The 25,793-nt window shown below is 65.9% G+C and carries 23 protein-coding genes, 2 tRNA genes and 1 pseudogene; 10 read left to right on the forward strand and 16 right to left on the reverse strand.

The window, feature by feature from the left end:
- Window positions 1-307 precede the first annotated feature (307 nt).
- Both ACVIHF_RS34500 and ppa read left to right on the forward strand, forming a co-directional pair.
- Window positions 308-817: a GNAT family N-acetyltransferase gene (locus ACVIHF_RS34500; RefSeq protein ID WP_028343770.1), complete on the forward strand. Its 510-nt coding sequence runs from the start codon at window positions 308-310 to the stop codon at window positions 815-817.
- Window positions 818-982: 165 nt separating this feature from the next.
- Window positions 983-1,513 carry an inorganic diphosphatase gene (ppa, locus tag ACVIHF_RS34505; RefSeq protein ID WP_028337382.1) on the forward strand — a complete coding sequence of 177 codons (531 nt, stop codon included), beginning with the start codon at window positions 983-985 and terminating at the stop codon, window positions 1,511-1,513.
- Window positions 1,514-1,667: 154 nt separating this feature from the next.
- Here the strand turns inward: ppa and folD are convergent, their stop codons facing one another.
- Genes folD through ACVIHF_RS34520 form a run of 3 tightly spaced genes read right to left on the reverse strand, consistent with a single transcriptional unit; the run spans window position 1,668 to window position 3,201 of the window.
- Window positions 1,668-2,552, reverse strand: coding sequence for a bifunctional methylenetetrahydrofolate dehydrogenase/methenyltetrahydrofolate cyclohydrolase FolD (gene folD / locus ACVIHF_RS34510; protein ID WP_253605609.1), 885 nt, complete (start codon window positions 2,550-2,552; stop codon window positions 1,668-1,670).
- Window position 2,553: 1 nt separating this feature from the next.
- Window positions 2,554-2,889 (reverse strand): DUF167 domain-containing protein, encoded by a 336-nt coding sequence (locus ACVIHF_RS34515; protein WP_016847251.1) that lies wholly within the window; start codon window positions 2,887-2,889, stop codon window positions 2,554-2,556.
- Between the two features lie 21 nt (window positions 2,890-2,910).
- Window positions 2,911-3,201, reverse strand: coding sequence for a YggT family protein (locus tag ACVIHF_RS34520; protein ID WP_016847252.1), 291 nt, complete (start codon window positions 3,199-3,201; stop codon window positions 2,911-2,913).
- 297 nt (window positions 3,202-3,498) lie between these two features.
- Between ACVIHF_RS34520 and ACVIHF_RS34525 the strand changes: the two genes are divergently transcribed.
- Window positions 3,499-3,574: transfer RNA gene (locus tag ACVIHF_RS34525), tRNA-Ala, on the forward strand.
- 110 nt (window positions 3,575-3,684) lie between these two features.
- On the opposite strand, the gene ACVIHF_RS34530 is transcribed toward ACVIHF_RS34525, so the two are convergent.
- From ACVIHF_RS34530 to ACVIHF_RS34560, 7 genes are all read right to left on the reverse strand, one after another.
- The gene (locus ACVIHF_RS34530) at window positions 3,685-4,494 is read right to left on the reverse strand and encodes an enoyl-CoA hydratase (protein WP_253605611.1); all 810 of its coding nucleotides are present in this window, start codon (window positions 4,492-4,494) and stop codon (window positions 3,685-3,687) included.
- A 116-nt stretch (window positions 4,495-4,610) separates the two neighbouring features.
- Window positions 4,611-5,420 carry a glutamine amidotransferase gene (locus ACVIHF_RS34535; RefSeq protein WP_456793277.1) on the reverse strand — a complete coding sequence of 270 codons (810 nt, stop codon included), beginning with the start codon at window positions 5,418-5,420 and terminating at the stop codon, window positions 4,611-4,613.
- Window positions 5,421-5,566: 146 nt separating this feature from the next.
- On the reverse strand, window positions 5,567-6,346 hold the full coding sequence (locus ACVIHF_RS34540) for an SDR family NAD(P)-dependent oxidoreductase (protein WP_253605615.1): 780 nt from the start codon (window positions 6,344-6,346) through the stop codon (window positions 5,567-5,569).
- Between the two features lie 226 nt (window positions 6,347-6,572).
- On the reverse strand, window positions 6,573-7,076 hold the full coding sequence (locus ACVIHF_RS34545) for a tellurite resistance TerB family protein (RefSeq protein WP_016847256.1): 504 nt from the start codon (window positions 7,074-7,076) through the stop codon (window positions 6,573-6,575).
- A gap of 277 nt (window positions 7,077-7,353) precedes the next feature.
- Window positions 7,354-8,763, reverse strand: coding sequence for an adenylate/guanylate cyclase domain-containing protein (locus ACVIHF_RS34550; RefSeq protein WP_225642287.1), 1,410 nt, complete (start codon window positions 8,761-8,763; stop codon window positions 7,354-7,356).
- A gap of 41 nt (window positions 8,764-8,804) precedes the next feature.
- A complete protein-coding gene (locus tag ACVIHF_RS34555; RefSeq protein ID WP_253605617.1) occupies window positions 8,805-10,190 on the reverse strand; it encodes a cytochrome P450 in 1,386 nt (461 codons plus the stop codon).
- An 83-nt stretch (window positions 10,191-10,273) separates the two neighbouring features.
- Entirely contained in the window at window positions 10,274-11,677 is a 1,404-nt protein-coding gene (locus ACVIHF_RS34560; RefSeq protein WP_456793278.1) for a hydrolase, read from the reverse strand.
- Between the two features lie 160 nt (window positions 11,678-11,837).
- Here ACVIHF_RS34560 and ACVIHF_RS34565 point away from each other — a divergent pair.
- Window positions 11,838-13,518, forward strand: a pseudogene (locus ACVIHF_RS34565) (MFS transporter).
- A gap of 137 nt (window positions 13,519-13,655) precedes the next feature.
- Here ACVIHF_RS34565 and ACVIHF_RS34570 read toward each other — a convergent pair.
- A complete protein-coding gene (locus ACVIHF_RS34570) occupies window positions 13,656-13,871 on the reverse strand; it encodes a cysteine rich repeat-containing protein (protein ID WP_016842076.1) in 216 nt (71 codons plus the stop codon).
- 312 nt (window positions 13,872-14,183) lie between these two features.
- On the opposite strand from ACVIHF_RS34570, the gene ACVIHF_RS34575 reads away from it, so the two are divergent.
- Window positions 14,184-15,242 (forward strand): polysaccharide deacetylase family protein, encoded by a 1,059-nt coding sequence (locus tag ACVIHF_RS34575; protein WP_456793279.1) that lies wholly within the window; start codon window positions 14,184-14,186, stop codon window positions 15,240-15,242.
- Between the two features lie 558 nt (window positions 15,243-15,800).
- A complete protein-coding gene (locus ACVIHF_RS34580; protein WP_456793280.1) occupies window positions 15,801-16,865 on the forward strand; it encodes a hypothetical protein in 1,065 nt (354 codons plus the stop codon).
- Window positions 16,866-17,174: 309 nt separating this feature from the next.
- Here the strand turns inward: ACVIHF_RS34580 and ACVIHF_RS34585 are convergent, their stop codons facing one another.
- Window positions 17,175-17,423: a hypothetical protein gene (locus tag ACVIHF_RS34585; RefSeq protein ID WP_456793281.1), complete on the reverse strand. Its 249-nt coding sequence runs from the start codon at window positions 17,421-17,423 to the stop codon at window positions 17,175-17,177.
- Between the two features lie 58 nt (window positions 17,424-17,481).
- Here ACVIHF_RS34585 and ACVIHF_RS34590 point away from each other — a divergent pair, with 58 nt between their 5' ends.
- A complete protein-coding gene (locus tag ACVIHF_RS34590; RefSeq protein ID WP_456793282.1) occupies window positions 17,482-17,781 on the forward strand; it encodes a hypothetical protein in 300 nt (99 codons plus the stop codon).
- A gap of 255 nt (window positions 17,782-18,036) precedes the next feature.
- On the opposite strand, the gene ACVIHF_RS34595 is transcribed toward ACVIHF_RS34590, so the two are convergent.
- The 4 genes from ACVIHF_RS34595 to ACVIHF_RS34610 form a co-directional block, all read right to left on the reverse strand.
- Window positions 18,037-18,112, reverse strand: a tRNA-Thr gene (locus ACVIHF_RS34595).
- Between the two features lie 108 nt (window positions 18,113-18,220).
- Window positions 18,221-20,002, reverse strand: a complete 1,782-nt coding sequence (locus ACVIHF_RS34600) for a heme biosynthesis HemY N-terminal domain-containing protein (protein ID WP_456793283.1) — start codon at window positions 20,000-20,002, stop codon at window positions 18,221-18,223.
- A gap of 20 nt (window positions 20,003-20,022) precedes the next feature.
- The gene (locus tag ACVIHF_RS34605) at window positions 20,023-21,282 is read right to left on the reverse strand and encodes a hypothetical protein (protein ID WP_456793284.1); all 1,260 of its coding nucleotides are present in this window, start codon (window positions 21,280-21,282) and stop codon (window positions 20,023-20,025) included.
- Window positions 21,283-21,394: 112 nt separating this feature from the next.
- Window positions 21,395-22,135 carry a uroporphyrinogen-III synthase gene (locus ACVIHF_RS34610; RefSeq protein ID WP_456794151.1) on the reverse strand — a complete coding sequence of 247 codons (741 nt, stop codon included), beginning with the start codon at window positions 22,133-22,135 and terminating at the stop codon, window positions 21,395-21,397.
- Between the two features lie 174 nt (window positions 22,136-22,309).
- Here ACVIHF_RS34610 and tsaD point away from each other — a divergent pair, with 174 nt between their 5' ends.
- The 3 genes from tsaD (at window position 22,310) to ACVIHF_RS34625 (ending at window position 25,779) form a co-directional block, all read left to right on the forward strand.
- Window positions 22,310-23,383, forward strand: coding sequence for a tRNA (adenosine(37)-N6)-threonylcarbamoyltransferase complex transferase subunit TsaD (gene tsaD / locus ACVIHF_RS34615; protein WP_456781801.1), 1,074 nt, complete (start codon window positions 22,310-22,312; stop codon window positions 23,381-23,383).
- Between the two features lie 188 nt (window positions 23,384-23,571).
- Window positions 23,572-24,549, forward strand: a complete 978-nt coding sequence (locus ACVIHF_RS34620) for an NAD(P)H-dependent glycerol-3-phosphate dehydrogenase (RefSeq protein ID WP_310882829.1) — start codon at window positions 23,572-23,574, stop codon at window positions 24,547-24,549.
- 117 nt (window positions 24,550-24,666) lie between these two features.
- A complete protein-coding gene (locus ACVIHF_RS34625; RefSeq protein WP_456793285.1) occupies window positions 24,667-25,779 on the forward strand; it encodes an alpha/beta hydrolase in 1,113 nt (370 codons plus the stop codon).
- The last annotated feature ends 14 nt before the right edge of the window (window positions 25,780-25,793 follow it).

The following is a 25,793-nucleotide window of genomic DNA, read 5'->3' on the forward strand; positions in this document are numbered from 1 at the left end:
GCGCGAAAATCCACTGCGGCGGCGCAGGCGTGGCGCGGTCGGAGTACCCACATCGCGTCTGGATTCGCCCGCAGAATCCTGGCCGCGAATCAGCCCCCGAATGAGCTTTTTCCAACTATGGCAGTGTCATATTGCGCTCGCGATACACGCTTTGCACAGCTCCGGATCGGCGGTTGGCCGCTTGAACTCCGGCAAGTGTCCTCTTTCGGAACAAGTTCTCACGACACTGATGCAAAAAATCCACAGATTAACCGATAATTAACGATGGACCTTGAAGGCGGCCCGCCGACTTGCTTTGATTACAGGCATGAGCACAACGCTAATCGAGGTCCGGCCGGCCAAAGCTGCAGACGCGGCGGCGGTGGCGTCTACCCATGACGAAGCCTGGCGCTCGGCGTATCAGGGAATCATCCCCGGCGCCGAACTCGAAAAGCTGATCAATCGCCGCGGCCCGCAGTGGTGGGACAGCGCCATCCGCAAGGGCAGCCGCGTCAGCGTGCTGGTGTTCGGCGACCGGGTCGCAGGCTACGCCAATTACGGCCGCAACCGCGCCCGCAGCCTGCATTTCGAAGGCGAGATCTACGAGCTCTATCTGCGGCCGGAATTCCAGGGGCTTGGCTTCGGCCGGCGCCTGTTCGCCTCCGCTCGCCGCGACCTGATGCAGAGCGGCCTCAAGAGCATGGTGATCTGGGCGCTCTCCGACAACGAGCCGGCAACCGAGTTTTACCGTGCGCTGGGCGGCCGGATGGTGGCGCGCTCCTCGGAGCGGTTCGGGCCCAAGTCGCTCGACAAGGTCGCTTTCGCCTGGGCCAACTGAAAATCCTGCTTCTCTCGCAGCTGCAGCAAGGCTAAACCAGCCTCAAGCGCTGCGCGCGTCGGCCAGCCCGGCCCCAAGGCCGGGCCGGGAGCCGTTTCGCGGCCCGGCGGCGCCAACCAAAAAATCACATCGTTCTCAACTTCCAGAGGCCACGCGGAGCAATCCATGCGTATCGACGCCATATCGATCGGAAAAAATCCGCCCCACGACGTCAACGTCATCATCGAGGTTGCCGTCGGCGGCGAGCCAATCAAGTACGAAATGGACAAGGAAGCCGGCACGCTCGTGGTGGACCGCTTCCTCTACACGCCGATGCGCTATCCCGGCAATTACGGCTTCATCCCGCACACGCTGTCCGGCGACGGCGATCCCTGCGACGTGCTGATCGTCAACACCCGCGCGATCGTGCCGGGCGCGGTGATGAGCGTCCGGGTGGTCGGCGTGCTCCTGATGGAGGACGAGGCCGGCGGCGACGAGAAGATCATCGCGGTGCCGTCGTCGAAGCTGACCCAGCGCTACGACAAGGTGCAGAACTACAGCGACCTGCCCGACATCACGCTGCAGCAGATCCAGCACTTCTTCGAGCACTACAAGGACCTCGAGAAAGGCAAGTGGGTGAAGGTGCTGCGCTGGGGCGACGCCGACGAAGCCCGCAGGCTGATCCTCGAAGGCATCGAGCGCGCGAAGAAGAAGTGACTAACCTCGCCCCGCTTGCGGGGAGAGGTCGGATCGCATGTAGCGGAGCGGAATGCGATCCGGGTGAGGGGGTACAGGTCTTTCGACAATCCCACCTCGGAGAGGGGCCCCTCACCCCAACCCTCTCCCCGCAAGAGCGGGGCGAGGGAGCATTTCACACCGCCGGCGCCGGCAGGCCGGCAATCGCGCAGGCGGCGCGCAGCGTGTTGACCAGGAGGCACGCCACCGTCATCTGCCCGACGCCGCCGGGCACCGGCGTGATTGCGCCGGCGACATTGAGCGCTTCCTGGAACGCGACATCGCCGACCAGCTTCGGCTTGCCGCCGGGCACCGGAATGCGGTTGATGCCGACATCGATCACCGTCGCGCCCGGCTTCAGCCAGTCCCCCCGCACCATCTCGGGCCGGCCGACCGCGGCATAGACCAGATCGGCCTGGGCGCAGAGCTTTGGCAGATCGCGCGAGCGCGAATGCGCGATCGTCACCGTCGCATTCTCGTTCAGCAGCAATTGCACCAGCGGACGGCCGACCAGATTGGAGCGGCCGATCACGATCGCGTTCATGCCTTCGAGCGAGGCGTGCACGCTCTTGGTCAGGATGATGCAGCCGAGCGGCGTGCAGGGCGACAGTGCCGCCAGGCCCCCGGCGAGCCGGCCGGCATTGTCGGGGTGCAGGCCATCGACGTCCTTGGCCGGATCGATCGCGTTGATGACGGTCTCGGTCTGCAGCGACTTCGGCAGCGGCAGCTGCACCAGGATGCCATGCACCATGCGATCGCGGTTGAGCCGCGCGATCAGCGCCAGCAGATCGGCCTGCGACACATCCTCCGGCAGCTTGTGCTCGAACGAGGCCATGCCGGCGGCCTGGGTCTGGGTGTGCTTGCTGCGGACATAGACCTCGCTCGCGGGATCATGGCCGACCAGCACGACGGCGAGCCCCGGCGTGAGCTGGTGGTCGCGCTTGACGCGGGCGACCTCGTCGGCGACGCGGGCGCGAAGCTCGGCGGCGATGGCTTTTCCGTCGATGATGCGGGCAGTCATGTCAGTCCCTTGTCTGCTGGTTCGGCTTGGCCGCCGTCAGCTTCCTCAATGTATCGCCGAGCCCTTTCGGATCGCCGTCCACCGCGACCTGCTTGAGCCGCGAGGTGGCGCCGGACAACAGCTTCACCCTGGCTTTCGGCACGCCAAGCGCCTTGGCCAGCAGCTCAGTCACCGCACGGTTGGCCTCGCCGCCCTCAGCGATGGCGCGCACCCGCACCTTCACCACCGAACGGCCGTTGGCCAGCGTCTCGATCCCGTCGATGTCGTCGCGGCCGCCGCGCGGCGTCACGCGCAGCGCGATGCTGATGCCCTCGGTGGAATAGCGCCACGGATCCATCAAGGCCCCGTCGAGAAAGGGTCAGATCACGTTGGGATAGATGTAATAGGCGATCACCCGCTGGATGAACATGATGATCAGGATCACGATGATCGGCGAGATATCGAGCCCGCCCAGATTCGGCATCACGTTGCGGATCGGCCGCAGCACCGGCTCGGTGATCCGGTAGAGGAACTCGGCCACCGCGGAAACGAACTGGTTGCGCGTGTTGACCACATTGAAGGCGACCAGCCAGGACAGGATGGCGGAGGCGATCAGCAGCCAGACATAGAGGTCGAGGATGATGATGACGATGTCGAGAACAGCGCGCATATGAGGGGGGCTCGCGGGTAAGACAACCGATTGAGGCGCAACGAGACCGGACTGAGCCGCCATCGCGCTTCTTGTTTGAGCGGGATCGTTTCGGAAAACCGCTATGCGCTGGGCGCTCGCGCGGTCCGCCGGGTCGGGATCACGCCCTAGATATCGGTTCATCCCCCCGCAAACAAGGGAAGTTCCCGGCGGGACGGGCCGAAAACCGCGCTTTCACCGTTCTTGACTTGACCTTGGGCGGGACTGTAAATGGCGCCCGACTGACGGCCGGGATACTCAGCAACACCCGGCCGCGATGGGGCCATAGCTCAGCTGGGAGAGCGCGTCGTTCGCAATGACGAGGTCGGCGGTTCGATCCCGCCTGGCTCCACCACGCTTCGCCCTTCGGGCTACGCGTGGCGCAGCCGCGCAGGAGCCTGGAGGGCGAAGCGTGGTGTCCGGCGAAGCCCAAAGGGCGAAGACGGACTTTGTCCGTTAGCCCCCTCACGTCCCCGTAAACCTTGGCGGCCGCTTCTCCACAAAGCTCGCGACGCCTTCCCTGAAATCATTGCCCTTCAGCGCGATCTGCATCTCGCGGTTGGCATCGATGGTGGCTTCGGCGAGCGTCTGGAACGGCACGTCGTAGATCTGGCGCTTGATCACAGCGATCGCGCTCGGCGAGACGAAATCGGCGAGGTCGCGGGCATAGGCATAGGTCTCCTCGCGCAGCTTCTCCGGCGAAGAGAGCCGGTTGACGAGGCCGATGCGCAGCGCCTCCTCGGCCGACACCCGCCGCGCCGACATCAACAGATCGAGCGCATTGGCGTGGCCGACGATACGCGGCAGCATCCAGCTGATGCCGTGTTCGGCGATCAGGCCGCGCCGCGCGAAGGCGGTGGTGAACACCGCGGTGTCGGCGGCGAAGCGCAAATCGCAATAGAGCGCGTGAACCAGGCCGATGCCGGCGGTGGCGCCGTTGAGCATCGCGATGATCGGCTTCCTGATCGCGGGGTAGTAGGCGTAGCGCGTCTGCCAGTCGGCGCGCCGGTTCATGTCGAACGGGATATTCTCGCCGCGCCTGACCTCGTTGGGATCGATTCCCTTCAGCGCGTCCATGTCGGCGCCGGCGCAGAAGCCGCGGCCCGCGCCGGTCAGCACGATGACGCGAACGTTGTCGTCGTTGGCCGCCGCCTCCATCGCGTGGCGCACGTCGCGCTCCATGATCGCGGTCCACGCATTCATGCGATCGGGGCGGTTGAGCGTGATGGTCGCGATCCTGTCGCTGACCTCATAGAGGATGTGCTCGTAGCTCACGGCGATCTCCCTGTGCCTTGTTGTTATTGATACGCGCGGCGATGCGGCCTGCGCGCGGCGGCCGACAGTAGCACATTCACCAGAACGAAAAGCCGGCGCGAAATTCCGCGTGGCGGCTATTCCGCGGCCTGCAGCAGCTGCCGCTGCGGCACGCGCGCGATCCAGCCGTCGATGAAATGCTTCAGCCACGCGCGCTCGGCGGCATCGTGGACGGCACGCTCGGAGAAGTGCAGATGGCCCGGCTGTGCGCCCGGCGAATCCATCCGCGCGCAACCGAGCGTGGTCCAGCGATGCATCATCGCGTAGGTCACGTCGGGGTGGAATTGCAGGCCGAAGGCGTTGTCGAACTCGAACGCCTGCACCGGGAAATCATCGCCCGCCGCGAGCAGGTCGGCGCCGGCGGGCAATTGAAATCCCTCGCCGTGCCAGTGATAGACCCGCGCCGGCCAGTCCGGGCAGAGCGCGCGGCCCGCCTCGGTCGGCCTGACCGGATAATAGCCGACCTCGACACGGCCTTGCGGATGCGGCGCGACCTCGGCGCCGAGCTGCCGCGCCAGCATCTGCGCGCCGAGGCAGATGCCCAGAAACGGACGCTGCTCGCGCAGCGGAACGGCGATCCAGTCGATCTCGCGCCGCACATAGTCGTCGCCATCATTGGCGCTCATCGGACCGCCGAAGATCACCGCGCCGGCATGCGCGTCGAGCGTTTCGGGCAGCGCGTCGCCGAAGCGCGGGCGGCGGATGTCGAGGCGGTAACCCAGCGCGCGCAGGGCGTTGCCGATCCGGCCGGGAGTCGATGTCTCCTGATGCAGCACGATCAGCACCGGCCGCAGCGGGGTCTGGTCCGAGATCTCAGCCGTGACCGCGGTCGGCCTTCGGCTGGCGAAGGGCACCACGACACGGCTTTGGTCAGACCGGAACGACATTGCCTCTGCTTAAAGTTTCGGCACGTAAGGCGCGATCATAGCTAAGTGGTCGTTAACATCGTGTGAGTTTGCGCACACCCAGGCGAAGCAAATCCCGGGCCAGAAACAGCCTTAATGGCGACGAGTGGGACGCTTTTCAGGGACAGCTAGCGCTTGCGGAGCTGAAATCCGCCGACCGCCGTCAGGATGAAGGAGCGCGGAAACAGCCGGAGCAGAAACGGCACCAGCTTGATGAAGGCGCCGGGCAGCACCGCGCGCTTGTTGGCCATCAACCCGCGATAGGCCTGGCGGGCCACCTCTTCCGGCGTAACGTTGAGGATGGCGGAATCGAATCCGGGGGCAAACCCGGCGCGATCCTGAAACTCCGATGGTACCGGGCCCGGGCAACACACGGTGACACGCACGCCCTGCGGCGCCAGCTCACAGCGCAACGCCTCGGTAAACGACAACACATAGGCCTTGCTGGCGTAGTACACGGCCATGCCGGGGCCCGGCAGAAATCCGGCGATCGAGCCGAGATTGAGGATGCCGCCGCGGTTGCGGATCAGCTGGTCGGCAAAGCGCAGCGTCAGATCGGTCAGCGCGCGGATATTGACATTGATGATGTTGAGCTGCTCGGCGCGGTCGCGCTCGATGGCGCGGCCGAACAGGCCGAAGCCGGCATTATTGACGAGAAATTCGACCTCGACCCCGGCGTCGGTCAGGGCCTGCGCGATCCGGTCGCCCGCATCGGCGTGCTGGAGATCACAGGGGATCACAATCGGCGCTGCGCCGCCCTTGGCCCCGAGCTCGTCGGCGAGCGCCTTCAGGCGGTCGGCGCGCCGCGCCACCAGCGCCACACGGTGACCATTCGATGCAAACACGCGCGCCAGTTCGGTGCCTATGCCCGCCGATGCCCCGGTTATCAGCGTCACACGCTCGGTCACGTTTCAAACTCTTACTGCAAATTCTAGTGAGGTCCCCAACAAGCCGACGAGAGCATAGGCATGCGGTGGGACGCAAGCCGTGTGTAAGCTTGTGGACAGCGGCGAGGCACTGGTTTTGTGATGAAACGCCAGATTTTCAGTCGGATCGCCCACAATCGCGGCGGACATTAAAATTTCGTCATCCGTGATACCGGTGACGATGCGTCCGCCGGCGCGGGCAATCGCGTCAGATTGCGGCGTCCGCCGTGCCCCATGGGCCCTTTGGCAGCGCCGCCTGCTTCTCGGCGACCCGATGCTTGAGATCGATGCGGTCGCGCGAGGAAATGCCGAGCAGATCGGCGGCGCGCCAGACCACATTGTCCTCGAACTCGCTGACCTGACCGTCGGCATAGACCAGCTCCCACATCATCTCGACGATGCGCAGCCGTCCCTCCTCGTTCACCGAGCGCATGATGACGCTGGTAAAGTGATAGAGATCGACGGCCTCGCCCTCGACGCGCATGGCAGAGGCGATCAGCTTGTCGGCCGCGCCGCGGTCGAGCTGGAAACGGCTCTCGATCAGGCCGTGCAGCTTGCGCGTCTCGGCAGGCGTCGGCTCGCCGTCCAGCGAGACGACGTGCACCAGCAGCGCGGTCGCCGCCAGGCGATAGTCGCCGTCATCGAAGGTGCGGTCGGCCTGGGCGTCGGGGGAAACGATATCGGCAATGAATTGGCGAAGTCCGTCGAGCATCGTTCTCTCTGTGGAATGAAGCCTGCCTGAATTGAGCGTGATCTTTCCGGCTATCAAGTTTTCCCGGATCCCGCTCCGTTGAAATCTATATGGCGTGGAAACAGAACCGGTGCAATCCGCGCAGGTTCCCGCTGCGACATTACGTTTCGGCAACATGGATTGAGTCATTCCGGGGCGATGCGAAGCATCGAACCCGGAATCTCGAGATTCCCCGATGCGCAATTGCGCATCTGAGGTCTGGTCCTGACGGACCATCCCGGAATGACGATGTGCTCAACTACGGTATCTCGTACACCACGAGCTTGTCGGCAATGCCACGCAGTGCCGCTTCCTTCTGGATCGGCTTGATCGCGGCGCGATCGAGGATGCCCGCGACCTCAGCCGATTCCATCACCGGCTGGGTCAAATGGATTTCCTGCGACGTCGACAGGCTCTGCACCCTGGCTGCGATATTCACGGTCTGGCCGAAATAATCCTGCCGCTCGTTGAGCGTCACCGCGAGGCACGGCCCCTCATGGATGCCGATCTTGACGATCAGATCTTCCTTGCCGCGCGCGGTGTTGAGCTGCTTCATCGCCGCCCGCATGCGCAGGCCCGCCGATAATGCATGCTCTGGCCGGATGAAGGTCGCCATCACGGCATCGCCGATCGTCTTCACCACGGCGCCGTGCTCGGAAGCGATGATCTCGAGCAGCGCGTGGAAATGCGCGCGCACCAGATCGAATGCGGCGAGATCGCCGACCCGTTCATAGAGCGCAGTCGAGCCTTTGAGGTCGGTGAACAGGAAGGTGAGCGCGGTGATCTTCAGCCGCTGGTCGACCGTGAGGTTGTCGGCCTTGAACACATCGCGGAAGGTCTGGTTCGACAGCATCCGCTTCGCGGTGAGGATCGGCTTGCGCTTGCCGAGCAGCTCATGCAGCGCATCGGCCGCTACCCAAACAGCGGGCAGCACGCGGGTGTCGGTCTGGTTGTCCAGCGACAGCCGGAGCGGCCCCGGCCGCAGCACCGTGGTGCCGGTCGGCGCCTGCAGCTTGTTGAACACGATCGAGAACTGTTGGCGCTCGGTGGTCGGCTCGCCCTGCACGTCGAAGAAATGCGCCGAGTGCGTCACCGGCTCGAACACGATCAGGAACTGCTTCGGCAATTGCAGCGATAGCAGCGCCTTCTCGCCGGCCGGCAACTCCAGCGATTCCAGCGTCACCTCCTTGAGCAGGCGCTCCAGCGAGTCTTCGTTGAGCTCGATGCCCGAGCTCCAGAACATCTGGCGGACATACTCCCAGATCGGCAGCGTATTCGGATCATGCGCGCCGATGCGGCGCACGCGCGGGCTGACGGTGAAGGCGACCTCGACCAGATCGTCGACGGACGCTTCGTATCCGGCCGCGCACAGCGCACAATTGTAGTCGTCATGGCGCAACGACTTCAGCGTCGAATGCGCATCGAGCACGCCGCCGCAGCCCGGGCACAGCACATTCCAGCTCATGTCGAACAGGCCGAGCCGCGACGCATGCAGGAAGCCGGAGATTACCTTCTCCTGGTCGAGCCCGGTGCGGTTCGAGAAATCCAGCAGATTGATGCGATTGAGATCCCGGTCATGACCGTCCGCGATCAGCTGCTGCATGGCATCGACGACGGCCGGATCGGTCGTCTGCCTGAGGACTGCGAAATGGGCCTGCGTATCGCTCATGGTGAGCCCCTAGATGAGCATTGGGACACCGCCGCGCAAGATCAGCGCGGCTTGATCGTAAACACCGGCGAGCGGTTCGGCTGTGTCGTCACCACGCCGATCGGCAACACCGGATCCTTGTCCGCCAGCGCGACGCGGAATGCGCCGATGATCTTCGCAAGCGCGAGCGTCGCCTCGACCAGCGCAAAATGCGCGCCGATGCAGACCCGCGCGCCGACGCCGAACGGCAGATAGGCAAACCGATCGGGCGGCGTTCCCGTCATGAAACGCGACGGCACGAACGCGTTCGGATCGCGCCACAGCTTCTCATGCCGGTGCAACAGCCACGGCGCGATCAGGATTACGTCACCCTTCCTGACCGGACGGCCCGCGATGGTATCGGGACCGCCTGCCGCACGCGCGATCAGGAACGCCGGCGGATAAAGCCGCATGGTTTCGTCGATCACCGCGCGGGTGAATTTCAGCCGCTCGATGTCGAGCGCGCCAGACGTCGCCGCGCTCCCGACTTCTGCTGCCAGCTGTTCCTGGGTCAGGGGATCGAGCGCCAGCAGATAGAGCGCCCAGAACAGCGCGGTCGCAGTTGTCTCGTGGCCGGCCAGGATCATGGTGGCGACCTGGTCGCCGAGTTGGGCATCGGTGAAGGCCTCGCCGGTTTCAGGATCGCGCGCGGCGCCCATCAGGTCGAACAGGTCGCGGGCCGGCGCGTTGTCATCCTTGCCGGCCGCACGTCGCTCGGCCATCAGCATGCCGACGAACGCGGTCCAGCGCTTGCGGAAACGGGCGCGGCGGAAATCCTGCGGCGTCGGCCAATTCAACGGCAGCACCAGATCCAGCATGTGCGGCCGCGCCAGCGTGTCGCCATACTCCATCACGAAGTCGCGCAGCGCGGCGCCGTGGCGATCCATGCCGAACGAGAACATGGTGCGGCCGGCGATCTCCAGCGTCATCCGCTGCATCGCCTCGCGCAGATCGACCGGGCCGCCGCTGGCGGAGCTCAGCTTGGCGATGGTCTCGTCGACCGCCGCAATCATATAAGGCACCAGCGTCGTCACCGCGCGCGGCGTGAACGCCGGCGCCAGCGTGCGGCGCTGGTGTTTCCACGCCCGCCCTTCGGCGATCAATAGCCCCTCGCCGAGCATCGGACGCAGCACGCGAAGGCCGGCCGGCGTGCGGGTGTAGTTCTCGTAATTGTCGACCAGCACATGGCGGATCGCATCCGGCGTGTTGAGGATGAAGCTCGAGTGGCCGAGAAAACGGCCCTGGACGATGTCGTCCTCATAGGCACGCTGGCCCCAGGTCTCGATCGGCGAGTTGCGCATCACCCGCATGCGCTGGAACGCGCCCATGTCGTCCGGCGCGCGCGGCGGGGCCGGCGGGACCAGGGGCCGCCGCGCGACCGTGATATCGTAGACCTCGGCTATGCTCATGGTCCTCGCTTCCTGCCTCACGCGACGGCCGATCCGGCCATGCGATCTCGGCGCCAAGAAGGCGCGCGGACCCTGCACAAGACCTAATAAGTCAGCTCGGCGACCGCAATCCGATTTTCCGATGCCGGCCAGGCCCGCATCATAATGCGTTCCCCGTTGAAGATCGCGGCGACCGGACGGCCGACATCGTCCGCGGCGAGCCGCAGCGTCGTCACCGAATCGGTCGGCACACCGGGCTTTACATCGGCCGGCTCCTTGCCGTCGAACAGCACGATGTCGCGCGGCAGGCCGAAATAGCCGCGCGGCCGCGACATCAGCACAACCGCGCCTGCGCCGGCATCGGCCGGTCCCAGCGGCCGCGCCGCGCGCAGATGCACGATCTCGGACGAGCGCACAAACGGCGAGCGATAGATGTGCGTCGTCGCCGTACCGGGTGACGTCAGCGCGAATTCGAGCGGCCACGACGGATCGACCTGCGCCGGACCCCAGCGACCGTCGGCGCCGGTCTGCGAGCTGTGCAGCGGGCCGCCGATGCGCTCGCCGGTCTCCGCCGCGACACGATAGATGTCGACCGTGGCCCCCGGCACCGGCCGGTTGGTCGGCACGCCGCCGGGCGTGCCTGTGACGAGGCCGCTCAGCCTCACCGCCGTCTCCGGCACGATCTCGATCCGCGACGGCTCGTGCCTTGCGATGAATTTGTAGATCTCGCGAAAGGCCCGCGGATGAAAGGCGGTCTCGCGATGATCGACCGCGCCGAGCACCAGATTGGTCGCACCTTTCAGCGCCGGGCCTTCCGTCGTGACGTTGGTCGGCGTGCCCGGCTTGCCGACGAAGCGGCCGTCGGCTTGCGCATATTTGTCCAGCCCATCGCTGCGCAGCGTCAGGAACAGGGTGCCAACAGTCACTTCGCTGTCGCCATCGTTCAGTCCGCGCAGGAACGGACCACGCCCGTTGAATTCGTTGCCGAGCCCGTCGTCCCACGCGTACACACCGTGATTGGGCGTGCCGCACAGCACTGCGTGGCTGATGTCGCCGCCGCCATTCTTGATGTAATTGCGGATCGCATTGCCGCCGCGCGAACTGCCGACCAGTGCGACCCGCGGCGCACCGGTCTTCTGCTTCAGCTCCCTGATCGCCTCGGCGAGCTCGCGGCGCTGGTCCTCGGTCGAGGAGCGGCTCGCCTGCTCGATCTTGTCGTCGGTGCGTGCCAGCGGATCGGTGAAATTGATCGCGGCCATGCGCTCGCGCGGCACCCCGTTGCATTCCATCCGCCACAGCGTCGTCATCCAGAGCGGGGCGTGATCGCCATTGCCGTGCACGAACAGGATCGGCGGGGTGTCACCGGCGGGCGCCGGCTGAGCCAAGGCCGACTGAGCGAAGGCCGACTGAGCCAAGACCGGTTGAGCCAAGGCCGGGGCGCCGAGGCGGTCGGCCAGCAGGGACAGGGCGCCGGCCCCTTGCAATATTCTCCGCCGCGACAGCGCCATTGCCCCCTCCCCAAGCCTTCCTCAGCTCTTTCAGTGCTTTAGCTGTGTCCCATCCCCGCCAAGGATGCCGTAATCGCTGGACAGAACACGCGTTTCGCGGGCATCAGTTGGTGCAGCCGGAATCGTCCAACAAGCCATAGCAGGCCAACCGGAACTGGATATGACCGAACCGCGCGATCGCTCCGACAGTATCACTGCACCGTTGCGGCATTCAATCTTCAGGCGAATCTGGCTCGCGAGCCTGCTCTCCAATCTAGGCATCCTGATCCAGGGCGTCGGCGCCGCCTGGGCGATGACGCAGATGACCGCGGAGGCCGACAAGGTCGCGCTGGTGCAGACCGCCTTGATGCTGCCGGTAATGCTGATCTCGATGCCGGCCGGGGCCATCGCCGACATGCACGACCGCCGCATCGTCGCGCTGGTGTCGCTGGCGATCGCGCTGACCGGCGCCACCATCCTGACCGTGCTGGCCTGGCTCAATCTGGTAACGCCGAACATCCTGCTCGCGCTGTGCTTCGTCGTCGGCAGCGGCATGGCGCTGTTCGGCCCGGCCTGGCAATCGTCGGTCAGCGAGCAGGTGCCGCCGGAGACGCTGCCCGCCGCGGTCGCGCTGAACGGCATCAGCTACAACATCGCGCGGCAGCTTCGGTCCGGCGATCGGCGGCATCGTGGTGGCGTCCGCGGGCGCCGTCGCGGCCTTCGCCGCCAATGCCGTGCTGTATCTGCCGCTGCTCGTCGTGCTGTTCCTGTGGAATCGCGTCAGCGAGCCGTCGCGGCTGCCGCGCGAGCGGCTGAACCGCGCCATCGTCTCCGGCGTGCGCTACATCACCAATTCGCCGTCGATCAAGATCGTGCTGACCCGCACCATGGTGACCGGCATCATCGGCGGCTCGGTCTCGGCGCTGATGCCGCTGGTGGCGCGCGACCTGTTGCATGGCGGCGCGCAGACCTACGGCATCATGCTCGGCGCCTTCGGCATGGGCGCGGTGATCGGCGCGCTCAATATCAGCGAGATTCGTAGCCGGCTCAGCGGCGAAGCCGCCATACGGGTCTGTGCGTTGACGATGGGCGCGGCGATCGCCGCGGTTGCCGTGAGCAAGCAGCCGGTGATCACCGCCGCCGCGCTGGTGGTTGCCGGAGCGGTGTGGATGCTGGCGATCGCGCTGTTCAATATCGGCGTGCAGCTCTCCGCACCGCGCTGGGTCGCGGGACGTTCGCTTGCGGCCTTCCAGGCCGCGATCGCCGGCGGCATCGCAATCGGAAGCTGGTGCTGGGGCCGCATCACGGATGTGGGCGGCGTCGAGATGGCGCTGTTGATCTCCGCCGGTCTGATGCTGCTGTCGCCGCTGCTCGGCATCTGGCTCAGGATGCCGCCGATCGGCGCGCGCAACGAGGACGCGACCGATACGCTGGCCGATCCCGAGGTGCGGCTGCAGCTGAGCGGGCGCAGCGGGCCGCTGGTGGTCGAGATCGAGTACCGGGTGGCGCAGGACAATGCCCGCGCCTTCCACAATGTGATGCAGGACGTGCAGCTCAGCCGCCAGCGCAACGGCGCCTATGGCTGGTCGATCGCCCGCGACATCGCTGATCCCGAATTGTGGACCGAGCGCTACCATTGTCCGACCTGGCTCGATTTCCTGCGCCAGCGCAACCGCGCCACGCAGATCGAGCGCGAACTGCATCAGAAGGCGGCCGACTTCCACATCGGCGCCGAGCCGATCCGCGTGCGCCGGATGCTGGAGCGTCCGTTCGGATCGGTGCGCTGGAAGGACGAGACCCCGGACCGCGCCGCCAAGGAGGTGATCCCGGTGGTCGCGACCGCAGCGGGGAGTAGTACGTAGTCTCTCCATTGTCATTCCGGGGCGCGCGAATAGCGCGAACCCGGAATCTGGAGATTATTAGCTCGAGATTCCCCGATGCGCAGTTGCGCATCTGAGGTTCATCGCTCCGCGATGCCCCGGAATGACAGTTGATGGGTCTACTGCCCGTGATCGGCGAGCGTCTGCTGGCAGGCCTTGCTGAGGCGGCTGCGATGCTCCTTCAGGCACGCCAATACGACCTGATCGCCCTCGCTGAGATGGGCGCGGCAGAACCGCGAGGCATCGCGTGAACAGGCATCGCGCCCCTGCTGCTGCGCCGAGGCGGCCGACGTCAACAAAACCAGCGGAACGACGGCAAACAGAAATCGGGTCATCTCTCAAAGCCTCTCAAGCGTTTTCGCGCGAAGGGGTGCCGGGTCGCGTGAAGAAAACGCGTCAAATAGGAAATCCGGAGCCCCGTTCCGATTTCATCGCAGCGGAAACAGCTCCAGGGAATGCGACGCCGGTTCTATAGCGTTTCCGTGCCGCGAAGAAGCTTGAAACCGACTGTGACGGTCATCACGCATGGTAACGCCCGCTTTTTCTTGTCCTTCCGGCGCCTTGTTGGGATCGCGTTAAGACCTTGTTGGCATTAATCGCTCGTTACGGCTGTGGCGTATCCTTAAGTTCCGAGAGAGTGTGTAGCGATGCGTAGTGCGTTGGGCCTGATGCTGGCCAGTGTTGTAACGGCGATCGTGATCGCCGGCGTGTGGTTCTGGACCTCCTCGCCGCGTGCCGACGCGGCTCCTCCGCAAACCACGGCTGCGGCCAAGGCCGATCCGCTGCCTGCGGCGGCAAAGCAGGCCGCCAGGGACGATGTCGAGACGACCGCCGCGCTGTCGAAGCGCGCCGATGCCACCCAGGCCGCGGCCCCGGCCGCCACTCCTGCCCCGGCGCCGGCGCCAGCGCCTGTCGCGGCCGCGCCCAAATGCGCCAATCCCGATGCGCTCGGCATCAGCCGCACCGTCGTGGTCGACACCAATGGCGGCCCGGGCTTCGGCTTCCTGCAGTACAAGCAGTATGACTTCCTGACCGACAAGGAGGTCGTGCTGACCTTCGACGACGGTCCGTGGCCGACCACGCCGGCCGTGCTCAAGGCGCTGGCCGATGAATGCACCAAGGCGGTGTTCTTCCCGATCGGCCTGCACACCACCTATCACCCGGACATCCTGCGCCAGGTCGCCGCCGCCGGCCACACCATCGGCGCCCATACCTGGTCGCATGCGCATCTCGCCAGCAAGAAGCTGACCGAGCAGCAGGCCAAGGACGAGATCGAGAAGGGCTTTAGCGCGGTGAAGCTGGCGCTGGGTGCGAACCCGGCACCGTTCTTCCGCTTCCCGGCGCTGGCGCACACCCCGGCGACAACCGCCTATCTCGGCACCCGCAACATCGCGATGTTCTCGGTCGACGTCGACTCCAACGACTTCAAGTCCAAGAGCGCGGACGAGGTGATCAACAACGTGATGACCAAGCTCGACAAGGAGCACAAGGGCATCATCCTGATGCACGACCTGCAGAAGCACACCGCGCAGGCGCTGCCGACGCTGCTCCGCAAGCTCAAGGCCGGCGGCTACAAGGTGGTCTGGATGAAGGCCAAGACCCAGCTCGAGACGCTGCCGGAATACGACGCGATGATGGCGAAGACCGAGAAGCCGATCGCAACGGGCCGGCCGATCGGCAACGTCGTGCAGACGGTCGCCGAGTAACGCAGCGAACGCACTCTCAACGCAAAGCGCCCCTGGACCCGGTCCAGGGGCGCTTTCGCTTTCTGATCGCAGCCACCTCCTGCGCCTGTGCGCCTTCGAGAGTGGCACCATCGCGCCCGGCGGCTGCGGCTCCACCAAAGTATCGAAAACAACCCCATGCAAAGGAGCCGGCGGATGCCGGCGCTCGACAAGGCAACTTGACCCGTCGGGCAAATCAGGGATATATTTCCAATATTCCGAAATCGCGCATACCTCGCCCCGTTGGTGCCGGGAGACCAGCCACGTCCGGCCCACGATCATGTGAGATGCTTCACGCTGTCAGCACAGCAGCTGCCAACGGGTTGGCGTGGTCCAGTCGGATTGTTGGAACTTGGTCCTGTCAGTAGGCCCGTATCGCTGTAGTTTTTGCGCCTTGAGAGATGGTCTCGGCGGAACGCTGTTTGTCCGTGCACGCCAGCACCTACAGCACAAGCTTGTGCCGTGCCTTCGACGATGATCCGGGAATAGATTCGTCGGTCTGGCCCTCTCTTGCACGATGCCCGAACCCTGGAGAGCTCTGTGAGTGCATTTGAACAAGGTCGCGTACGGCCCGCCGACAATGGCTTGGCGAATACGGCCGCCGAAAAGCTCCGTTCGATGATCCCGGCGGCTGGAGCGATGGCCTATCCGTTCCTGCTCGATACATTTCATCTCGCGGTCTCTCCCGCTGCTGGTCCGATATCGTTTGTGGCCCTGGCGGCGCTTTGCCTGTTGGCCGCGACCGCCGCGCCCTTGCTGGGTCTTGCCTGCGCATACTGGATGACCAAGGCCGAGCCTTCGTCGTTCGAGCTGCGCGCCCGGCGGCTCGCCTATCTCAGCATCGCTGCGCCGCCCTTGTTCGTGCTGACCGGCGTCGGTCTCGGACTGCTGCATATCCCCGTCAGCGACGAGCTCGTATGGGTCGCGGGCTGGTCGGCCGCGTGTCTCTACGTGCTGCTCGGCGGCGAGCAGGCGCAACGTGCGGCACCATCAGCCGCGACTGCGCCCTCCATCGCCAAATGGCGCGTGACGCACGGCGTCGCCGCAGCGATCATCCTTTTCTACGTCGTATTCCATCTCACCAATCATCTGCTGGGCCTGCTCGGACCTGATGTTCATGCCGCCGTGATGAAGATGGGGCGCACGGTCTATCGGTCGTCCGTGGTGGAGCCCATCCTCGTCGTATTGATGCTGTTCCAGGTCGCCGTCGGGATGCGGCTCGCTTGGCGCTGGAGCGCGCTGCCGGCGGATGCCTATCGCGTGTTTCAGATCGGCTCCGGCGTCTACCTCGCGGCGTTCATCGTCACCCATCTGAATTCCGCATTGGTCTCGGCGCGCGCCATGCACCACATCGACACCAACTGGGCCTGGGCGTCGGGTGCACCAACCGGCCTGATCCACGACGCCTGGAGCATTCGCCTGGTGCCGCATTACGCGCTCGGCGTCTTCTTCGTCCTCGCCCATCTCGCATCGGGTTTGCGCGGCGTGCTGATCGCGCACGGTGTGACCACCACGATCGCCAACTGGATCTGGGCGACCGGCCTCGCAGCCGGCGCCCTGGTCGCGATCGCGATCATGAGCGGACTGTGTGGAGTGCGTATCTAGAAGGACCCAACTCACTCACCCTGCGCCTGTGCCGCACTTCGATTGCAAGGTGCGTCACAGAGTGACTATGTCATCCGCTCCGACGAATTTGGCAAAGCCAGCAGCACACGGATAGTGATCATCTCATCCGCGCGCGTTGCATTTCGAAATATTGAAGCATTCGATCGAGGTCTGGATCCATGATCAGACCCGCCCCGTCTCGCATGCGGCTGATTGCCTCGTCCAAATAAGCCGCGCTTTCTCCTCGCTTTCGCAAGCCGTCAGAATTGTCTGACAATCGCCGCAGCGCATCAAGCACGTAAAGCGGTCCTAGGACTTATCCCTCGCAACTTGACGATCCACTTCTCTGGCTACGGCATCGTTCAGTCGTTGCAACATGAATGACTCTAGGCTCCCGCCAGCCGCCTTCACCACACTACCCTCGTTTATTCCAGCGTCTTTCGCTGCCTGGCGGCAGTCAAATGCCAGCTGCTCGGCCGTCCCTTTGTCATCATAGACCGTTGCGTGAACGTTCTCGTTCGCCCAGCCGTCCAGAAATTCCCACGGATTCTTTGCCATTAAGCGTGTCCTCGTTGGTTCGTTGAGAACTAGTGCTGACCGATGTGTTACGCACTGGGTGCTTGAATTGAAAGCGCTGTGCGATATGACGAGCACGGGGAACAAAGTGCCGATGGCGACGGTTCCAACGGCCATATCAGACGGGCTTGATCAGGCGATTGCCTACAAGAGCCGTCTCAACGCGGTGAATGCGGCCTTGTGCTGCTTCGACATGCAGAAAAATGAAGAGGACGAGAAGACTCTTTTCGGTCATATCGATGTAGACGCCGCGAACGCTAACATCCGCCTTTGGCGTTGGTACCTTTACCGAGACACCAAGGCGTCTCGGAAGCAAAATATCAAGTCCGGCTCAATATGAGCAGCGTTTCTTTCAAGTCGGCCCTCGAACCTTGTTGGGGAGATCCCCTCATCGAACGGCACGGATTCTTCGTGATCGTACGCAAGTCGAGACCGGCTGAAATCTCGGAGAGAATGTCAGCGACCGGGATTCGGATGCCAGCGTATCCGAAATAAAAAAAGACCACTGGACGACCGGTGGTCCCTCGGTGGTTCCTTTTGATGAAGGCGCCAAGCTTCCCGCGTGAGGGGAAACTAATAAATCGCTTAAGATCAATGGTGCCGCAAGAGGGACTCGAACCCCCGACCCCGTCATTACGAATGACGTGCTCTACCAACTGAGCTATTGCGGCGAACCGTTCGGCAACGGCCGGATCACGCGGCCACCTGATATCGGGCATGACCCCGATTGGCAAGGACAACGCGGTTATCGAACCATACAGCCGTTACCTAACCCCGAATTAGCTTCCCAAACGTGACAGAAATCCGCGCCAACCGCCCACCTGGGCCTTGGGCGGGCCGATTTGTTCCGCAAATTCGTCGACCGGGCCGTCCTCGTCGACCCCGGGGTCGTCGGGGGCCCGGATGATCGGGATCACGGCCGGAATAGGCGCCGGCGCGGCCTTGGGCAGGTCGGCCCTCGACCGGAACAAGGGGGCCGGCGCCGGGGGCGCCGATTCGGCGGCTGGAGGGGGAGCCGGTTCCGGCGCGGCGGGTTCGGCCGAGGCCGGGGCGGGCCCGGCCTCGATGGCCGCCGGCAGCGGGGCGTTATCCTGCACCGTCGGCGCGGCCGGCTCCAAGGGCTTGGCCTCGACTGGCTTGGCCTCGACCTGCTTCACCTCGACCGGCTCGGCCGGCTTGGCGTCCGCCGGCTCGCTGGCGACTTCCCTTGGCGGCTCGACCCGGCGCGGCGCCAGCATCGCCTCCTCGAAGGGCGAAGGCTCGATCGCTTGGCCCTTGTCGGACGGCAGCGCCGCCACCGGCGTCTGCCACTGGAAGGCGTCGAGCCGGCCGGTGACCGGCGAGACCGGACGCCAGCGGTCCGACACATAACCGTCGGCGGTCCAGACCGGATCGTGCAGCGCGCGCACGGCGCGCAGGGTCCAGGCCCGCGCCCGGCCGCTGTCGCCATGCTCGGTGCGCTCGATCTCGGCCATCAACAGCGCGACGCGTTGCGTCGGCGCCGCGACAAACGGCTCCAGCGCCGCGCGCGCCTTGGCGAACTCGGCGGCGTCGATCGCGGCGCGCGCGATCGCCAGCGCGCCCTCGATATGTCCAGGCGTTTTCGCCGCCAGCGTCTCGACCCGCACCAGGCGCTGGCGCGCGGAATCGCCGAGCCGCACATGCGAATAGGCGTCGGCGAGATCGGGATGCGGCTGCACCAGCCACGCGGTCTCGACGATGCGCATCGCGCGGCGCACCTGATGCGCCTCGCTCTCGAACTTCGCCGCGAGCACGGCGGCCGGGATCAGCGTCGGCGCCAGCTTGACCGCCTCCATCGCGCTCGCGCGCGACAGGTCGCGATCGACGGTCTCGAACTCCAGCGCACGCGCCGTCAGCAGCACGCCGCGCTGCCGCCGATAGGTCGCCTTGTCGATCAATCCGGCACTCTGGTTGTTGTCGATGATCGACAGCGCGCCGGCCCAATCGCCCTTGGCGCAGCAGAAGCCGAGCACCGCATGCGAGGCCCATGACGACGACGGCGACATCTTCAGCGCTTCCTCGGCGATCATCACGGCCGCAACCGGATCGTCGGCGCGCTGCGCCTCGATGAACAGACCGCGCAATCCAAGCAGCCGCGTGTCCTCGCGCTCGGCCATGGCGCGGAAGGCGCGCTGCGCGCCGTCGCGATCACCGTCGAGCTGCGCCGATTGCGCGTGCAGCAGCAGTGCCAGCGGATCGCCTCCGGCGTGGCGCCGCGCCACTTCGGCATGCGCGCGCGCCGCCGAGGAATCGCCATGCCCGATCGCAAGCAGACCTTGCGTGATGGCGTGGCGGCCGCGGGCGTGACGGCGCTCGCGCCGGCCACGGCGGATGTGCGAGGGGATCCTCCAGAGCCCGCGCAGGATCACGCCGGCGACCATCGCGACGACGACGACGAGGCCGAGCAGATACATCGGCTGCTTGGACGTGAAGCGCAAACCGCCCCAGTTCAGCACGAGATCGCCGGGCTGATCGGCCATCCAGGCCGCACCTGCTGCAGCGAGCGCGATCAGCAGCAGGAACAGAATGATCCGGATCATCGAGAACCTATTGCAAAGACTTACTGGTTGACCGTGGCGAGCGCCGCCATGGCGTTGTCGGCGAATTTACGCGACGCGTCGAGCGCGGCGCGGCGCGCGTCCACCCTGGCGAGCCAGGCTTGCGCCGCCGTGCGATCCGCCGGCGGCAGCGACTTCAGTTCACGCTCGGTCAGTGCGAGGTCATTATGCAAGGCGGCCGATGTCACGCGCGCGACGATGCTGCCGCGATCGGTCCCCGTGCCGTCGGTCCGCTCGATCTGGATCAGCGTGGAGGCACCGGCCTTCAGACGATCGACCAGCCCGGCGCTGGCTGCCGCAGCCTCAGGCGGAGGCGGCGCAAGTTTCGGCACGATCTCGATCAGCTCGCGGCACAGCGCGTTCGGGCTCGGCACGCCCGACGTCGCAAACGTCGCGAGCGGCTTCAGCACCTCGGCATCATCCGACAGCGCCTTCGCGGCCTCGAGCGCGGAGGCATAGGGATCGCCGTGCCGCACCGCGACGTCGAGCAGCGATGCCGCGACGACGCGGCGCAGCGGCACATCGTCGGCCTTCGCCTCGGCCTTGGTGTCCGCGATCTTGCCGTCCTGCCTCGCGATCGCGGCGCCCTGCGCCTTCACTGCGTTCTCGACCTTGTCGATACGCGCCGTGATGCCGGAGAGATCAGCCGCAGCCGCGCCATCGCGCGGCGCGGCTTTCGCGTCATTGACCGCCGCCGCAAGCTTGTCGGATTGCGCCCGCGTCGCGGCGAGCTCGGTGCGCAGCGCGGCGATCGATTTGTCGAGCGCCTCCAGCCGCGCCGTCGCCGCGGGATCGGCGGCCGCCGCGACCGGCCTGCCGGCTTTCGATTCCAGCGCACTCAGGCGCGTGCCGAGCTGGTCGATGGCGGCATTGGGTAGCGGCGCCGGGACCGGCTGCACGACGGGCCAGCCGAGCAGCCAGCCAACCCCGATCACCAGCGCCGCCGCGACCGCACCCGACACCGGCGCCACCACCCAAGGCGACACCGGCCGCGCCGGTTCGGCGTCCGGCGCCGCGGAGGCGGTCTCTGGCTGCGGCTCCGCTTGCGGTGCGGCGTCGCCTTGGGGCTCGGCCTCAGGCGTCGCCGCGTCCGCGGACGCCTTGCCGGCATCCTGGTCAGCCTCCTTGGCGGCTTCCTCGGCCCCCTCCGCCTTCGACGGTTCGCTGGAGATTTCGGTCGCCTGAAGATCGATGGTCGGCGGCGCGCGCTTGGGCCGGGAATCCGGCGAAGATCCTGGGTCGTCGGGCCTTTCTTCAGCCATCGCGGGGGGTCCTCAAAACTACTGGCCGCATATTGTACCAGAATCGGCCCAGGTTCTTAGAGCACGATCCGAATAACCGAGCATTGCCTAACATCATGGTCAGACGAAAGAATTATTCCGGTCTCGGCCGCAGGGTGCGGCTGAGCGCCTCCAGCAGGGCATTTTCGTCGGGCCGCGCCGCCACCACCACCTTGGTCGCGCCAGCGTCATGGAGCACCGCGGCGACGGCCGCCGAGATGCAGCATTGCGGCAAGGCGAGCGCCGAAATCTCGATCCCGTCGGCTCGGACCGTGTCCAGAAAGGCCTGCGCGCTGCGGCGGGAATAATGCAGCACCGCGGTGATCCGGTTCGCCATGAAGGCGTCGCTGACTTCCCTCGGGAAGCCGGCCACCGGCGCCATCCGGTAGGTGGTGTGGGTGACGACGCTGAGCCCGCGCTCGCCGAGCTCGCCGGCGAGATCGCGCGACAGGTCGGCGCCGGCGAGATAGAGCAGCGTCGCAGACGCCGGCAGCTCGCCGGCCTCGACCCGTGCGAGCACGAGATTGCGCAGCGAGACCGCATCGCCCTTCGCCACGATCACGTTGTCGAAGCCGGCGGCGCGCGCCGCATCGGCGATGTGTGCCCCGACCGCAAACAGCGGCAGCCGCAACAGCGGGCTGGTCGCGAGATCGACCGCGCGCAGCGCATTGGCGCTGGTCAGGATGACAGCATCATAATCCGCATCGTCGTCGCCGCGGAACGGCACCGGCTCGAAGCGCAGCACCGGCGCCGACAGGGCGTCAAAGCCGCGCTGGCGCAGGGTCGCGAGCGTCGCGTCATTATCCGGATGCGGTCGTGTGACAAGGATTGTCAGGGTTTCAGGCCTCCAGCCGTATAAATTGGACGTTGGCGACCGATTGCACTTTAAGACCTCGCAATGCTACCCCGGAGCGGACGTTTTGATGAGCATCATCTTGCCGGACACCGGTTCCGGCCTGTCCGGATCATGCTCGTAGCACAAGGACCGAAATTGGGACACGAACCACCGATGCTGGTGCTGGGAATCGAGACCACCTGCGATGAAACCGCGGCCGCCGTGGTCGAGCGCGAGGCTGACGGGCAGGCGAAAATCCTCTCCAACGTCGTGCGCTCGCAGACCGACGAGCACGCCCGCTTCGGCGGCGTGGTGCCGGAGATCGCGGCGCGCGCCCATGTCGACCTGCTCGACGGCATCGTCGCCTCCGCGATGAAGGAGGCCGGCGTCGGCTACGGACAATTGTCGGCGGTCGCGGCAGCCGCGGGCCCCGGCCTGATCGGCGGCGTCATCGTCGGTCTCACCACCGCGAAGGCGATCGCGATGGTGCACGATACGCCCCTGATCGCGGTGAACCATCTCGAGGCGCACGCGCTGACGCCGCGGCTGACCTGCGCGCTGGCGTTTCCCTATTGCCTGTTCCTGGCCTCGGGCGGACACACCCAGATCGTCGCCGTGGTCGGCGTCGGTGAATATGTGCGGCTCGGCACCACGGTCGACGACGCGATGGGCGAGGCGTTCGACAAGGTGGCGAAGATGCTGTCGCTGCCCTATCCCGGCGGACCGGAGGTCGAGCGCGCGGCCGCCGGCGGCGACCCGACGCGGTTTGCCTTTCCACGTCCGATGCTCGGCCGCCCCGATGCGAATTTCTCGCTCTCGGGACTGAAGACGGCGGTGCGCAATGAGGCCAGCCGGCTGGAGCCGCTGGAGCCGCAGGACGTCAGCGATCTCTGCGCGAGTTTCCAGGCCGCGGTGCTGGAATCGACCGCGGACCGGCTGAGCGTCGGCCTAAAGCTGTTTCAGGAGCGGTTCGGCACGCCGCGCGCGCTGGTCGCGGCCGGGGGCGTCGCCGCCAACCACGCGATCCGCAGCGCGCTGCAGGAGGTTGCGGCGAAGGCGCAGACCACGCTGATCATCCCGCCGCCGGCGCTCTGCACCGACAATGGCGCGATGATCGCCTGGGCCGGCGCCGAGCGGATGGCGCTTGGCCTCACCGACACGATGGAGGCGCCGCCGCGCGCGCGCTGGCTGCTCGACGCCAACGCCAAGGCGCCGGCCGGCTACGCCAACAGCCGCGCCGGATATTGAACAATGTACGACGGAGCGCGCATCAGGCACCGTCGCACCTCGCCCCGCTTGCGGGGAGAGGTCGGATTGCGCAGCAATCCGGGTGAGGGGGTACAGGTCTCAACACTCGGCTCGCTCGCGGATAAAGCCCCTCACTCCAACCCTCTCCCCGCAAGAGCGGGGAGAGGGAGCGAAGACAGGCCCGCCTGATGCCCGCGCATATGTCCGTGAGCGTGATCGGTGCCGGCGCCTGGGGCACGGCATTGGCCGATGTCGCGGCGCGCGCCGGGCGCAAGGTGACGCTGTATGCGCGCAATGCCGAGCATGCCGCGCAGATCCAGGCGACGCGGGTCAATCCGCGGCTGGCTGGTGTCCAGCTTCATCCCGGCATCGCCGTGACGTCGGACATCGCTGCCGCGGCGCACGCCGACATCATCCTGGCCGTGACCCCGGCGCAGCATTTGCGCGCGGCGGTTGGGCACCTTGCGCCGCATCTCAAACCCGACACGCCTGTCATCGCCTGCGCCAAGGGCATCGAGCACGGCACGCATAAATTCATGACCGAGGTGATCGCGGAAGCCGCGCCGCGCGCCGTACCCGCGATCCTGTCGGGGCCGAGCTTTGCCGACGACGTGGCACGCGGATTGCCGACCGCCGTCACGCTGGCCACCAGGGACGAACCGCTCGCACGCGCGCTGGTCCAGGCGCTCGGCTCGGCGACCTTCCGGCCCTATCACACCACCGACGTGCGTGGCGTCGAGATCGGCGGCGCGGCCAAGAACGTGCTGGCGATCGCCGCCGGCATCGTGGTCGGCAAGAATCTCGGCGCCTCCGCGCTCGCCGCGCTGACCACGCGCGGCTTCAGCGAACTCGCGCGCTTGGGCCGCGCCTGCGGCGCGCGCACCGAGACGCTCGCCGGCCTGTCGGGATTGGGCGATCTGCTGCTGAGTTGCTCGACCGCGCAATCGCGCAATTTCGCGCTCGGCCTCGCACTCGGCCGCGGCGAAGCCGCGCCGATCGGCAAGCTCGCCGAAGGCGCGTTCACCGCGCCGGTGCTGTGCGAGCTCGCCGCTGCGCAGAAGGTCGACATGCCGGTGTCAAACGCGGTCGCCGCGATCCTGGGCGACCGGCTGACCATTGACGCCGCGATCGAAGGCCTGCTGACTCGGCCGTTCAAGGCGGAGTAACGCACGTCACGGTCGCGCGTGGCGGAGCTTCACGATCCGTGCGCATCGTAATAGCGTGGCGGCGAACCGTCGGATCCCGGTCCAACAAATCGAAAAACGGATCCCAAGGGAAAACCCATGCGTCAACCGCATCGCGCCATCCTTTCGATCAGCCTCGCCGTCGCCCTCACCGCCTCATCCACTATCGCCCACGCCCAAACGGCCACCACCTACGACGACCTTGCCAAGAGCGAGGCCGCCGCCAATGCCGACAACGGCAAGCGGGTCGTGCCGCTCAAATCGATCGGCAATCCAACCGCCGACGTGTCTGCCGAGATGCAGGCAATGATCGGCGCGCCCTATCCGCCGCACTTCAATGCCGATCCCAAAACCCCGGCGGAATGGAAGGAGTTGATCGATCGCCGCGCCAAGCTTCTGATCGCGGGTGTTCCGGCGCTGAAGGCGAAGCTCGGCGTCAAGGTCGAGGAAACCAAGCTTGCCGGCGTGCACTGCTACATCGTGACCCCGAACAAGATCGCACTCGAGAACAGGCGACGCCTGCTGATCCACGTCCATGGCGGGGGTTACGTGTTCGGCCCCGGCGAAGCGGCGTTGCCGGAAGCCATCATGATGGCTGGCTTTGGCGGCTTCAAGGTCCTCTCGGTCGACTACCGGATGCCGCCGGACTTCCCCTATCCAGCCGCGATGGACGACGCGATGGCGGTCTGGAAGGAAATTCTGAAATCGCACGAACACCGCCGGCTGGCCATCTTCGGCACCTCGACCGGCGGGGCGATGACGCTTGCGATGGTGTTGCGGGCGAAGGATGAGAAGCTGCCGCTGCCCGCCGCCATCGCGCCGGGCACGCCATGGTCCGATATCGACAAGATCGGCGACAGCTACGCGAGCAATGAGTGGGTCGACAATGTGCTGGTGACCTGGGACGGCTGGCTCGGCCGCGCCGCCAGGCTTTATGCAAACGGCACCAGCCTGAAGAATCCCTACATTTCGCCGATCTATGGTGACTTCAAGGGTTTCCCGCCGACCATCCTGACATCGGGCACGCGCGATCTGTTCCTCAGCAACACGGTTCGCACGCATCGCAAATTGCGCCGCGCCGGCGTGATCGCCGATCTCAATGTCTATGAGGGACAGTCGCACGCCCAGTACCAGTTCAACGTCGACGCGCCCGAGACGAAGGAGGCGTTCACCGACATCGCCAAGTTCTTCGATCGATATTTGAAGCAGTAGGTGCCGCGCCGGGA

This window comes from Bradyrhizobium sp. USDA 4506, assembly GCF_054058795.1.